Raw genomic sequence first — 12,246 nt, 5'->3', positions numbered from 1 at the left:
GTGACCCGACAGTAGTGGGTGGTTCTTACCTCAAGTAACCCGTGGGTAAGTTACGTACGGGTAACAATAGTTGAAGACGGTTGCGCGCTACGAGGAGGGTGCCGCCGGAGCCGGGGTCTCCTCGGTCTCGGGGAACGGTGCCTGCGCCGCCCGCGTGACATCGGCGACCAGCTCCACCAGATCGGGGCCGTACGCCTGGGAGTTGACCACCTTCAGCAGCAGCGCGAACGATCCGGAGCCGTGCTTGCGGGCCAACCGCTCGTGGTTACGGGCCAGATAACGCGTCGCCGCCTGATTGGTGATCGCCCGCTGCCCGCAGAACAGGAACACCGGCCGCGTCTGCCGTCCCGCCGAGACCTTCGCGAGCAGCACGTACTCGGTCGTGCCGGGCTCCATCCGGTAGGTCTCGCCGCCGACGCGGAACGCGCCCCGGTTCGGCCCCTTCTCCTTCTCGGTGTTCATCCGCACCCCCGGCAGCATCGCCGACATGTGCGCCAGCATCCGCCGGTTGGACGCCGGGCCGCCCACACAGAACTCGGTCCGCTCCCCGAACCCCTGGTGCGCCACGTCCTGCGTCACCAACTGCATATGCGCGCCACAGTCCTTGATCAGCGCGGACAGCTCCAGCAACGCGAACACGTCGAACCGGTGCACCGCCGGTTCGGTCGCCGCCGGGTCCCGGTTCACCACGAACAGCGACTCCGAGTTGTCTGGCAACCCGAAGAACACCTGCTTCCGCCGCAGTTTCCGCCGCCACAAATAGGTACGAGCCACCCACCCGAGCACGGCACTCACTCCGGCGGCTATGACCCCTAGGACGATGTTGCGCACGTCGTCATTCATGGGCGCGGAGCTTATCCGGCTCCAGGGGCCGGGAGGCACCTCTCACAGGTCAGTTGCCTCGTCCCGCTCTCTCCCTTGGCTCTGCACTCACACCAGTCGAAGGGGCTCTGTCAGACCCACCCCCGAGACTTTCCCCATGGCTACCAGATCAGACTGGGCTTTGGAGCTGCAGCTCGAAGCCGCGAAGGACCAAGCCGCCAGCCCCAAAATTGAGAGCGCCATCGAATCCGTCCTCACACACATGGGGGGCTTCGGATCGCGGAATCGCAGAGGGGGCAAGCGGCTCGTTTCTCTGCTGGAGGAGGCTCGGTCGATCGCCGCGCAGGTCGGGGAGTGGCACGTTGTACGCCTGCTCCAGGACTCACTCGACTATGCGGAGGGCCGGATCCTCAAACCTGAGTTCGAAGAGAGGTACCGGCTCTTCCAGGACGGGCAGCGCAGCGACACTCTTCGTGACTACCTGGCAACGACCATCTGGGTCAGCAGCCAGTTCCTGGGCGAGAAGGGCAGGAAGTTCCTCGACGACACCCCTGATGCCAGCACAGACGACCTCTTGGCTCATCTGCTGTCTCTGGGACAGGACTCTCTGTTTCTGGAAGCGCCGCCGGAGCGCCCCGGACGCTATCGAATCCCGCGCGGACGATCCGAGCTCGCCCTCTGGCTCGAACGGGTCCTCAGGCGGGAGCGCATCGACGTCGACGATCCTGCGATGGAAGCACATCGCATCGCCGCCTCCCCCGAAGCACTGGCACTCCTAGCAGCGGACAGCGACGGACAGATGATCTTCAGGGCTGCGGAACTCCAACGCCGCGCCGCCGGGCTGAACCATCTCCGCACTGTGGCGGAGGACCGCACTTCGACCGAGCACGACCTCCAGAGCGCGCTGGAGGGCCAGCACTGGATCTTCGGCGGACACTTCGTGGGAGAAGCCGCGCAGCGCAGGCTGGTACCCGGCGACGAGATCGACATCCCTCTGATCCGCGGCGACGGCAGCCTGCACATCGTGGAACTGAAACGGTCCATGAGCCTGAGTGGACCGCTCGTCAAAGAACATCGCGGTGCATGGGTCCCCGCGGCGGCAGTGCACGACGCCGTGGGCCAGGCGATCAACTACCTCGTCGGCCTCGATGAGAATCGTCAGACAATTTACCGAGACCTGGGTATCGAAACCCGTCGTGCAAGTGCGGTCGTACTGGTCGGCCACCCTGGCGTACAGCCAGATGTCCCCGAACACGCGATCAACGAGGCGTTGAGGACGTTCAACAGCCATATGAGTCGGGTTGAAGTACTGACCTACAAAGAGTTGATCGACAATGCGGAGCGATCCCTCGGAGCCCAGGGCGATGGCTCCCCATCCGCTCCCTCACGTGCGGGAGACCAAGGGCTATCGACCCTCTGGAAACTCTCCCGCATGAGGGCCTGAGGGAGGGGCTCCCGCTTTGCCATGCTGGGCGCGTGATCGAGCTGGATGTAGCGGTGCGGATCGTCGAGGAACAGTTGGATCGTGAGGTTCGGCGGCAGGCGGGGTTGGGGGTGCGGCAGCTGAAGCTGGTTGTCGCGGGTGCTGTGCTGCATGAGCTCGTGTGGATCGTCCACGTGGCGACCGCGGAGTACCTGCGGACCCGTGAATCCTCCTTCCTGCTGGTAGGGGGAGGCCCGTACCTGGTCGATCGGATGGATGGCGGGCTGCACTCGGTCGGTGCCGTCTCCTGGGCTTCCGGGGCGTGGGAGAGCGACTATCGGGTGCGCATCCGGGGGGAGGTCGTGCGGACCGCCGTGGACGACTTGCACGACGAGGTACGGGCGGTCGTCGTGGCGCAGGGGCGGATTCCCGCCATGCACCTGTTGCGGCAGCGGGTGCCCGCGCTGGCGCACGGCCAGATCGTCGCCTACGTGATGGGACTGATTGAGGGTGCGGTTCCGGCAGGGCTCGTGGACATCGTCACGCGGGAGCTGGTGTCGTCGGTCGATCCGGTGATGGCCGTTCGCACCATCCGGGCGGGTTGAGTCAGCGTGCGGGGGGCCGGGTCGCGAGGCATACTGTCGGGGGCCTTGGGGATCTGGTTACGCTGCGCGGACGGTGTTCTCGGGAGGTTCGGATGGGTCGTCCTGGTACGCGGAAGCTGGCGGTGTTGGTGGCCTCGGCCGCCGTCGTGTCGTCCATGGGAGCCGCCGCTCCACCGGCCGCGCCGGGCGGGCCCGGCGGGAAGGTGCCCGTGGCGGTCGGCTACGGGGGCGCGGTCTCCAGCGTGGACGCCGACGCCAGCGCGGCCGGTATCGAGGTGCTGCGCAACGGCGGCAACGCGGTCGACGCGGCCGTGGCCACGGCGGCGGCGCTGGGTGTCACCGAGCCGTACTCGGCGGGCGTCGGCGGAGGGGGTTACTTCGTCTACTACGACGCCAAGTCCCGCACCGTGCACACCATCGACGGCCGCGAGACCGCCCCGCTCACCGCCCGCTCCGACCTGTTCCTGGAGAACGGCAAGCCGCTGGCCTTCGCGGACGCCGTCACCAGCGGGCTGAGCGTCGGCACACCGGGCACCCCCGCCACCTGGCAGACAGCGCTGCGGAGTTGGGGCACCAACAGCCTCGCCAAGGTGCTGCGGCCCGCCGAGCGCATCGCCCGCGACGGCTTCACCGTGGACGACGCCTTCCGCTCCCAGACCGCCGCCAACGAGACTCGGTTCCGCTACTTCCCGGACACGGCACGGCTGTTCCTGCCCGGCGGCAAGCTTCCCACCGTGGGCTCCATCCTCAAGAACCCCGATCTGGCCCGAACCTACCAGGAGTTGGGCCGCCAGGGTGCCGACGCCGTCTACCGGGGCGACCTCGGCCGGGACATCGTCGCCACCGTCAACAAGCCCCCGGTCGACCCCTCTTCGGGCTGGAACGCCCGCCCCGGCAAGCTCACCGCCAAGGACCTGTCGAGCTACCGCGCCAAGCTCCAGCGGCCCACCGACACCTCGTACCGCGGTCTGAAGGTGTACTCCATCGCGCCCTCCTCCTCCGGTGGCACCACCGTGGGCGAGGCGCTCAACATCCTCCAGAAGAGCGACCTTTCCAAGGCGAGCGAGACCCAGTACCTGCACCGGTACATCGAGGCGAGCCGGATCGCGTTCGCCGACCGGGGGCGCTGGGTCGGCGACCCCGCCTTCGAGGACGTACCCACGAAGCAGCTGCTCTCGCAGCGGTTCGCCGACTCGCGGGCCTGCCTGATCAAGCCTGACGCCGTGCTCACCAGCCCGCTCGCCCCCGGCGACCCGCGCCACCCGGCCGCCTGCGGCACCAAGGGCAAGGCCGCGCCGACCACGTACGAGGGTGAGAACACCACCCACCTCACCGTCTCCGACAAGTGGGGCAACGTCGTCGCCTACACACTCACCATCGAGCAGACCGGCGGCAGCGGCATCACCGTGCCCGGCCGGGGCTTCCTGCTCAACAACGAGCTGACCGACTTCTCCTTCACCCCCGCGAGCCCCGGCGTCCCGGACCCGAACCTGCCCGGCCCCGGCAAGCGCCCGCGCTCCTCGATCTCCCCGACCATCGTCCTGGACCGGCACAACCGGCCCGTGCTGGCGCTCGGTTCGCCCGGCGGCGCCACCATCATCACCACCGTGCTCCAGACCCTCACCGAGTTCCTCGACCGGGGGCTCCCGCTGGTCGACGCCATCGCCGCACCCCGCGCCAGCCAGCGCAACGCCGCCCAGACCGAACTCGAACCCGCCCTGTACGACAGCGCGTTGCGGGACCGGCTGGAACAGCTCGGGCACAGCTTCAAGCTCAACCCCGAGATCGGCGCCGCGACCGGCGTCCAGCGGCTGCCGGACGGGAAGTGGCTGGCCGCCGCCGAGACGACCCGGCGCGGCGGCGGCTCCGCCATGGTGGTGAACCCGACAGGCTGAATCGAGGGCACCTAAAATCTCAAGACGCCTCAAGCGCCCTCGCGTCGCGCCTCCGCCGGCTGGGCCTCCTGGCCCTGGACCCGGAAGTCCAGCCGCCCGTCCGCCACATCGACCGTCACCTCGCCGCCCTCGGCCACCGTGCCGTTCAACAGCAGCCGGGACAGCTGGTTGTCCACCTCGCGCTGGATCGTACGGCGCAGCGGACGGGCCCCGTACTCCGGCTGATGGCCGCGCTCGGCCAGCCAGTCCACGGCCGCGTCGGTGAAATCGACCGTCACACCCCGCGCGTTGGTCAGCTCACGGGTGCCGTTCAGCAACAGGTCGGTGATCCGGCGCAGTTGCTCGGGCGTGAGCTGGCGGAACACCACGATCTCGTCGATCCGGTTGAGGAACTCGGGCCGGAAGTGCTCCCGCAGCGGGCGCAGGATCTGCTCCCGCCGGGCCTCCTCGTCCGCGTCCGCGCCGCCCGGCCCGAAGCCGATCCCGGCACCGCGCCGGGTGATGACGTCCGAGCCCAGGTTGCTGGTCATCACGATCACCGTGTTGGTGAAGTCCACGGTCCGCCCCTGGGCGTCGGTCAACCGACCGTCGTCCAGCACCTGGAGCAGGATGTTGAACACGTCCGGGTGCGCCTTCTCCACCTCGTCCAGCAACAGCAGCGAGTACGGATGCCTGCGCACCACCTCGGTGAGCTGGCCCGCCTCCTCGTGGCCGACGTAACCGGGCGGGGCCCCGACCAGCCGGGAGACGGTGTGCCGCTCCTGGTACTCGCTCATGTCGAGCCGTACCATGCGGTCCTCGCTGCCGAACAGCGACTCGGCCAGCGCGCGGGCCAGTTCGGTCTTGCCGACGCCGGTCGGGCCGAGGAACAGGAAGCTGCCGATGGGCCGGTCCGGGCTGGACAGGCCCGCACGGGAGCGCAGTACGGCGTCGGCGACCACGTTGACCGCCTGGTCCTGGCCGATCACCCGCTCGTGCAGATGCTCCTCGAGGCCGAGGAGGCGGTCCTTCTCCTCCTGGGTCAGTCGGCTCACCGGGACCCCGGTCTGCCGGGACACCACCTCGGCGATGGCCTCCGCCGTCACCTGGAGGTTCTGCCCCTCGACGGCCTCCCCGTCATCGGCCGCCTCCGAGATCCGGCGCTGGATGTCGGCGATCCGGTCCCGCAACTGCGTTGCCTGCTCGTACTGTTCGTCCGCCACCGCCTGGTCCTTGTCCCGGACCAGCTGCTCGGCCTCGCGCTCCAGCGCCCGTACGTCCGCGCCCTTGGTCCGGGCGCCGAGCCGCACCCGCGCGCCCGCCTGGTCGATCAGGTCGATCGCCTTGTCGGGGAGCCGACGGTCGGTGAGATAGCGGTCGGACAGCTCCACGGCGGCGGCGAGCGCCTCATCCGAGTAGCGGACCTGGTGGTGGGCCTCGTAGCGGTCACGGAGTCCGCGCAGGATCTCCAGCGCGTCCTCGACACTCGGCTCCGGCACCTGGATCGGCTGGAACCGGCGGGCCAGCGCCGCGTCCTTCTCGATCCGCCGGAACTCCTCCAGCGTGGTCGCGCCGACGATGTGCAGCTCGCCGCGGGCCAGGGCGGGCTTGAGGATGTTGCCCGCGTCCATGGCGCCGCCCTCACCCCCGGTGCCCGCACCCACCACGGTGTGCAGCTCGTCGATGAACACGACCAGCTTGTCCGAGTGCGCGCGGATCTCCTGCACGATGTTGTTCAGGCGCTCCTCGAAGTCGCCCCGGTAGCGGGTCCCGGCCACCACCGAGGTCAGGTCCAGCGCCACCACCCGGCGCTCCTCCAGACCCTCGGGCACGTCCCCGTCCGCGATGCGCTGCGCCAGCCCCTCGACCACGGCCGTCTTGCCGACGCCCGCGTCACCGATCAGCACCGGGTTGTTCTTGCCGCGCCGGGACAGCACCTCGATGGTCTGCTCGATCTCGTTCTCCCGGCCGATCACCGGGTCGATCCGGTTCTCGCGGGCCAGCTCGGTCAGATCGCGCCCGTACTTGTCCAGCGTCGGCGTGGACGAGGGGCGCGGGCGGTCCTGGCGGCCCTGCGCGGTGTCCGGTGCCTCGGGCGGCGCCGGTTCCGCCTTGAACCGGGCCGCGTGCAGGATGTGCCCGGCGGCCGAGTCGGGGTTCATGGCGAGGGCGCTCAGCACGTGCTCGGGGCCGATGTACCCGGCGCCGCTGGTCCGCGCCATCTCGTGCGCCTCCATGAGCGCCCGCTTCACGGCCGGGGTCAGGGACAGCGCGGTCGGCGGCACCTTGCCCGGCTGATGCTGCACGGGTCCCGCCCGGCCGTCGATCTCGGTCGCCATCGAGTCCGGGTTCGCCCCGGACCGGCTGAGCAGGCTGCGGGTGGGCTCGCTGGACAGCGCGGCGCGCAGCAGGTGCTGGGTGTCCAGATCCCGGCTGCCGTGCTCCGCCGCGTACTGCGCGGCCCCCTTGACCAGCTCGCGCGCGGGCTGGCTCAGCAGGCGGCCGATGTCTATCTGGCGGGGGCCGCCGGGCTGGCCCTGGCCACCCCCGGAGCCGCCGAAGAAGCGGGAGAAGAACTCCCCGAAGGGGTCGCCCTCGGGGCCGATGTAGCCGCTGGTCATCGTTTCCGTCCTTCGCAGACGACGCGTGCGGAGCGGCCGGGTACCCCGGATCGGCCGCTCCCCAAACGATGGCACGCCGAGGGGGGAAGGGCACCCGCAGCCGGTCCCGCCCTACGAACCCGCGCCCTGCCGTACCGTCTCGCGGGCCGTCAGGATGCGCGGGCCCGCGTCCGTGATGGCCACGGTGTGCTCGACGTGGGCGGCGCGGGAGCCGTCGTTGCTGCGCAGGGTCCAGCCGTCGGGGTCGGGGTGGTAGCCGTCCTCGCCGCCCGCGATCAGCATCGGCTCGATCGCCAGGACCATCCCGTGGCGCAGCGGCATGCCCCGGCCGGGGCGCCCCTCGTTCGGCACGCCGGGGTCCTCGTGCATCTTGCGTCCGATGCCGTGGCCGCCGAAGTCGGCGGGGATGCCGTACCCGGCCGCGCGGCACACCGTGCCGATGGCGTGCGCGATGTCGCCGATGCGGTTGCCGACGACCGCCGCCTCGATCCCGGCCGACAGGGCGCGCTCGGCCGTCTCGATCAGGGCCAGGTCCTCGGCGCGCGGGCGTCCGACCACGAAGCTGATCGCCGAGTCACCGGCCCAGCCGTCCAGCAGCGCGCCGCAGTCCACCGAGAGGAGATCGCCGTCGCGCAGGCGGTACCCGGTCGGGATGCCGTGCACGATCGCGTCGTTCACCGAGGCGCAGATCACCGCCGGGAACGGGGTCGGCGCGAAGGAGGGCCGGTACCCGAAGAACGGTGAGGTCGCGCCCGCCTCGCGCAGCACCTGCCGGGCCACCTCGTCCAGCTCCAGCAGGGATACGCCCACGTCAGCGGCGTCCCGTACCGCCGTCAGGGCACGGCCGACGACCTGGCCCGACGTGTACATGGCCTCGATGGAGGCGTTCGTCTTGAGTTCAACCATGCCAATTACTATACCGGTATTAGAATGGGCGCCATGGTGCGCACCCCCCTGACCCCCGAAGAGCGCGAGCGCGGCGAGCAGCTCGGCCGACTGCTGCGCGAGGCGCGCGGCCCGCGGAGCATGAGCGAGGTCGCCGCGGTCGCCGGGATCTCCGCCGAGACCCTCCGCAAGATCGAGACCGGCCGGGCGCCGACCCCCGCCTTCTTCACCGTGGCGGCGCTGGCGCGGGCGCTGGAGCTGTCCATGGACGACCTGGTCGTCCGCTGCGCGCTGGTGCCCGTCTGAGGGCGCCCTCGTTCCGCAAACTGTGCGTAGCAGGGCCGTAACACGCCTGGTGTTGCCTGACTCCCGCAGTGCTGGCAATCGGGCGGGAGCCGGTCGATGGCGGAACAACTCACGGCGACGGTAGGGGAGTTCGGGGCCTACCTGGACGGCCTCCTGGCCCGGCTCGACCAGGGCGCGGGCTGGTGCGGGGTCTTCTGGCGGCGCGACCCGGACGGCATGCGCGCCTGCCGCGAGGGACACGAGGTGCCTCCATGGGACCTCGTCGACGCCCTGCTGCGGGACCTCGCGGCGGCATACGGTACGGTCCCCGCCCTCGCCGAGCGCGAGCGAGCCCGCCTCCTGCACACGGCCGCCCTCACCGCGTACGACGCCCGTCCCGGCGCCCATGACACCCTGACCCGCCGCCTCCACGCCACGCTCCGCGCGCGCCGCCAGGCCGACGATCGCGAGGCCGCCTTGGCCCATTGCCTCGCCGGGGCGGCGACGGAGTCCGAGGCGGAGTCCCTCCGCGTCGACCTGGCCTGGGCCCGGGACGACCGGCATCGGGCGACGGCCCGGTGCGCGGAACTCCGGGACCGGCTGTCCCGGATGGCCCGCTCGGAACCGTCGGCCGTACGCGTTCCCGGGGGAGGGCCTTCGGTCGGGGCCGACTTCGCGCCGGGCGGCCCGGCGACCCCGCCCGCTGCCGCCGACAGCCGGGAGGCCGCCCTCGCTCGCCCCCGCAAGCGCCGCCGGGGCAGCGCCCGCTTCGCGGGGCTGGACGACACCCCCTCCGCGCCGCTCGTTCTCCCCGGCGCCCCGCAGGCCACCCCCGACCTTCGGGGCGCCCGCTTCGCCGGAGCCGAGGCGGAGGAGACGCCCGACGGCGAGCGCGCGGAACCCGTACCCGACGCCGACGATCACCGCGCCGTAGCGCACGCCGTAGCAAGCCTCGCCGCCCTCCGCTCAGCGGGCCGTACCGGTGAAGCGCACATCCTCCTGGCGGAAGCCGCCCGCTGGCCCGCCCTCCGGTTCCCGCTGCTCGCGGAGGCCCTGGCGGGGGCCGGTCTCGACGCCGACTGGGCCACCCTCCGCTGGGAGGCGGCCGCACTGCCCCCAGGTCAACTGGTCGCCGCAGCAGCCGCGTTGGAGTCGGCAGGCCACGCCCGGGAAGGCGACCGTCTGCTGCGAGAGGGCGCCGCGCGACCGCCCGAGGAGACCGGCGCGGCCGTGACGCGACTCGATGCCGAGGGGCGGCACGGAGCGGCCCGCGCCCTCCTGGACGCCTGCGTCCGGGCCCGTACCCCCGAGGACGCGGCCCGTACCGCCGCCGAGGACCCCGACCGGCTCGCCCCCCTCCTCCTGGCAGCGGCCCGGCGCGTCTCCGAGGAGCACCACCGGGACCTCGCGCACGCGCTCCGCGCCGCCGGGATCACCCCCTGACCGGCACCCCGCTCACCCGCAGGGGTGTGAATCGGGATCGAATCAGCGGGTTGCTGACGATGGTCTTGGCAAGGGCGTCCAAGAGGCTTACTTTCGTCCCTCTACGGCCCGTTTCTACGGGCGTAGAGGCTCGGACGCCGCGTCGAAGGAGCAGCTCATGGCCAACGTCGTACGTGCCGCACTGGTTCAGGCCACCTGGACCGGCGACACCGAGTCCATGATCGAGAAGCACGAGGAGTACGCCCGCGAGGCCGCGCGCCAGGGCGCGAGGATCATCGGGTTCCAGGAGGTCTTCAACGCCCCCTACTTCTGCCAGGTGCAGGAGCCGGAGCACTACCGCTGGGCGGAACCGGTCCCGGACGGCCCGACCGTGACCCGGATGCGCGAACTGGCGCGCGAGACCGGCATGGTGATCGTCGCCCCGGTCTTCGAGGTCGACGGCTCCGGCTTCTACTACAACACCGCCGCCGTGATCGACGCCGACGGCAGCTACCTCGGCAAGTACCGCAAGCATCACATCCCCCAGGTCAAGGGCTTCTGGGAGAAGTACTACTTCAAACCGGGCAACCTCGGCTGGCCCGTCTTCGACACGGCGGTCGGCAAGGTCGGCGTCTATATCTGCTACGACCGGCACTTCCCCGAGGGCTGGCGCCAACTCGGTCTCAACGGAGCACAGTTGGTCTACAACCCGTCGGCCACCCACCGCGGCCTCTCCTCCCACCTCTGGCAGCTGGAGCAGCCCGCCGCGGCCGTCGCCAACGAGTACTTCGTCGCCGCCATCAACCGCGTCGGCCAGGAGGAGTACGGCGACAACGACTTCTACGGCACCTCGTACTTCGTGGACCCGCGCGGCCAGTTCGTCGGCGAGACCGGGGACGACAAGACCGAGGAACTCCTCGTACGCGACCTGGACTTCGACCTCATCGACGAGGTCCGGCAGCAGTGGGCGTTCTACCGCGACCGCCGCCCTGACGCCTACGAGGGGCTGGTGAACCCGTGAACGACCTGTACGCCCGTCACCGCGAGGTCCTGCCCGACTGGCTCGCCCTCTACTACGACGACCCGCTGGAGATCACCCACGGCGAGGGCCGCCACGTCTGGGACGCTGAGGGCAACCGCTACCTGGACTTCTTCGGCGGCATCCTCACCACCATGACCGCGCACGCCTTGCCCGAGGTCACCAAGGCGATCAGCGAGCAGGCCGGCCGGATCATCCACTCCTCGACCCTCTACCTCAACCGCCCGATGGTCGAACTCGCCGAGCGCGTCGCCATGGTGAGCGGCATCCCGGACGCGCGCGTCTTCTTCACCACCTCCGGCACCGAGGCCAACGACACGGCGATGCTGCTCGCCACCACCTACCGCCAGGGCAACACCGTGCTGGCGATGCGCAACAGCTACCACGGCCGCTCCTTCGGCGCGGTCGGCATCACCGGCAACCGCACCTGGTCCCCGACCTCCCTCTCCCCGCTGCAGACCCTGTACGTGCACGGCGGGGTCCGCACCCGCGGCCCCTACGCCCACCTCGACGACCGGGCGTTCATCAACGCCTGCGTTGCCGACCTGCGCGACCTCCTCGGCCAGACCCGGCCCCCGGTCGCGCTGATCGCCGAACCCATCCAGGGCGTCGGCGGCTTCACCTCCCCACCGGACGGCCTGTACGCGGCGTTCCGGGAAGTCCTGCACGAGCACGGCGTGCTGTGGATCTCCGACGAGGTCCAGACCGGCTGGGGCCGCACCGGCGAGCACTTCTGGGGCTGGCAGGCGCACGACCGCAGCGGCCCGCCTGACATCGTCACCTTCGCCAAGGGCATCGGCAACGGCATGTCCATCGGCGGGGTGATCGCCCCCGCCGAGATCATGAACTGCGTCGACGCCAACAGCATCTCCACCTTCGGCGGCACCCAGATCACCATGGCGGGCGGCCTCGCCAACCTCGCCTACCACCTCGAACACGACCTCCAGGGCAACGCCCGCCGGGTCGGGGGCCTGCTCATCGAGCTGCTGCGCGCCGTCACCGCCAAACTGCCCGGCGTCCGCGAGGTGCGCGGCCGGGGCCTGATGATCGGCGTCGAGCTGGTCAAGCCCGGCACCGACGAGGCCGACCCGGCCGCGGCCGCCGCGGTCATGGAGACCGCCCGCCGGAACGGCCTGCTGATCGGCAAGGGCGGCGGCTACAACACCAGCGTCCTGCGCATCGCCCCACCGCTGACGCTCACCGTCGCGGAGGCCGAGGAGGGCGCGGCCATCCTCGAGGACGCGCTGGGAAGCACGTACTAGAGCTAGAG

At 70.8% G+C, this 12,246-nt stretch carries 10 protein-coding genes; 7 read left to right on the top strand and 3 right to left on the bottom strand.

The features are described from left to right. Window positions 1-87: 87 nt before the first annotated feature. Window positions 88-843, bottom strand: a complete 756-nt coding sequence (locus ACI2LY_RS06295; RefSeq protein ID WP_404706123.1) for a hypothetical protein — start codon at window positions 841-843, stop codon at window positions 88-90. 136 nt (window positions 844-979) lie between these two features. Here ACI2LY_RS06295 and ACI2LY_RS06290 point away from each other — a divergent pair, with 136 nt between their 5' ends. The 3 genes from ACI2LY_RS06290 to ggt all read left to right on the top strand — a co-directional run bounded on the left by ACI2LY_RS06290 (window position 980) and on the right by ggt (window position 4,745). Next, the gene (locus ACI2LY_RS06290) at window positions 980-2,266 is read left to right on the top strand and encodes a Shedu anti-phage system protein SduA domain-containing protein (protein ID WP_404706122.1); all 1,287 of its coding nucleotides are present in this window, start codon (window positions 980-982) and stop codon (window positions 2,264-2,266) included. 32 nt (window positions 2,267-2,298) lie between these two features. Continuing rightward, complete coding sequence (locus tag ACI2LY_RS06285; protein ID WP_404706121.1) at window positions 2,299-2,850, top strand: YrhB domain-containing protein; 552 nt, start codon at window positions 2,299-2,301, stop codon at window positions 2,848-2,850. A 92-nt stretch (window positions 2,851-2,942) separates the two neighbouring features. Next, window positions 2,943-4,745, top strand: coding sequence for a gamma-glutamyltransferase (ggt, locus tag ACI2LY_RS06280; RefSeq protein WP_404706120.1), 1,803 nt, complete (start codon window positions 2,943-2,945; stop codon window positions 4,743-4,745). A 29-nt stretch (window positions 4,746-4,774) separates the two neighbouring features. Here the strand turns inward: ggt and ACI2LY_RS06275 are convergent, their stop codons facing one another. Both ACI2LY_RS06275 and map read right to left on the bottom strand, forming a co-directional pair. After that, window positions 4,775-7,345, bottom strand: a complete 2,571-nt coding sequence (locus ACI2LY_RS06275) for an ATP-dependent Clp protease ATP-binding subunit (protein WP_404706119.1) — start codon at window positions 7,343-7,345, stop codon at window positions 4,775-4,777. Between the two features lie 111 nt (window positions 7,346-7,456). Next, complete coding sequence (map, locus tag ACI2LY_RS06270) at window positions 7,457-8,251, bottom strand: type I methionyl aminopeptidase (RefSeq protein WP_404706118.1); 795 nt, start codon at window positions 8,249-8,251, stop codon at window positions 7,457-7,459. Window positions 8,252-8,284: 33 nt separating this feature from the next. Here map and ACI2LY_RS06265 point away from each other — a divergent pair, with 33 nt between their 5' ends. The 4 genes from ACI2LY_RS06265 to ACI2LY_RS06250 all read left to right on the top strand — a co-directional run bounded on the left by ACI2LY_RS06265 (window position 8,285) and on the right by ACI2LY_RS06250 (window position 12,238). Further along, window positions 8,285-8,536, top strand: a complete 252-nt coding sequence (locus ACI2LY_RS06265; protein ID WP_404706117.1) for a helix-turn-helix domain-containing protein — start codon at window positions 8,285-8,287, stop codon at window positions 8,534-8,536. A gap of 96 nt (window positions 8,537-8,632) precedes the next feature. Then, window positions 8,633-9,958 carry a hypothetical protein gene (locus tag ACI2LY_RS06260; protein WP_404706116.1) on the top strand — a complete coding sequence of 442 codons (1,326 nt, stop codon included), beginning with the start codon at window positions 8,633-8,635 and terminating at the stop codon, window positions 9,956-9,958. Window positions 9,959-10,115: 157 nt separating this feature from the next. Then, window positions 10,116-10,958, top strand: a complete 843-nt coding sequence (locus tag ACI2LY_RS06255) for a nitrilase-related carbon-nitrogen hydrolase (protein ID WP_404706115.1) — start codon at window positions 10,116-10,118, stop codon at window positions 10,956-10,958. After that, complete coding sequence (locus ACI2LY_RS06250; RefSeq protein WP_404706114.1) at window positions 10,955-12,238, top strand: aspartate aminotransferase family protein; 1,284 nt, start codon at window positions 10,955-10,957, stop codon at window positions 12,236-12,238. Before ACI2LY_RS06255 ends, ACI2LY_RS06250 begins: the two co-directional genes overlap by 4 nt. Window positions 12,239-12,246 lie beyond the last annotated feature (8 nt).

The organism is Streptomyces sp. NPDC002176, from assembly GCF_044903645.1.
Lineage (GTDB): Bacteria > Actinomycetota > Actinomycetes > Streptomycetales > Streptomycetaceae > Streptomyces.
The sequence above is the reverse complement of the archived record's forward strand: the minus strand, read 5'-3'. Positions and strand labels throughout refer to the sequence as shown.

Bases quoted from the DNA above. Each gene is read 5' to 3' on its own strand.
- ACI2LY_RS06295 (WP_404706123.1), bottom strand. From the start codon at position 843: ATGAATGACGACGTGCGCAACATCGTCCTAGGGGTCATAGCCGCCGGA.
- ACI2LY_RS06290 (WP_404706122.1), top strand. From the start codon at position 980: ATGGCTACCAGATCAGACTGGGCTTTGGAGCTGCAGCTCGAAGCCGCG.
- ggt (WP_404706120.1), top strand. From the start codon at position 2,943: ATGGGTCGTCCTGGTACGCGGAAGCTGGCGGTGTTGGTGGCCTCGGCC.
- ACI2LY_RS06275 (WP_404706119.1), bottom strand. From the start codon at position 7,345: ATGACCAGCGGCTACATCGGCCCCGAGGGCGACCCCTTCGGGGAGTTC.
- map (WP_404706118.1), bottom strand. From the start codon at position 8,251: ATGGTTGAACTCAAGACGAACGCCTCCATCGAGGCCATGTACACGTCG.
- ACI2LY_RS06265 (WP_404706117.1), top strand. From the start codon at position 8,285: ATGGTGCGCACCCCCCTGACCCCCGAAGAGCGCGAGCGCGGCGAGCAG.
- ACI2LY_RS06260 (WP_404706116.1), top strand. From the start codon at position 8,633: ATGGCGGAACAACTCACGGCGACGGTAGGGGAGTTCGGGGCCTACCTG.
- ACI2LY_RS06255 (WP_404706115.1), top strand. From the start codon at position 10,116: ATGGCCAACGTCGTACGTGCCGCACTGGTTCAGGCCACCTGGACCGGC.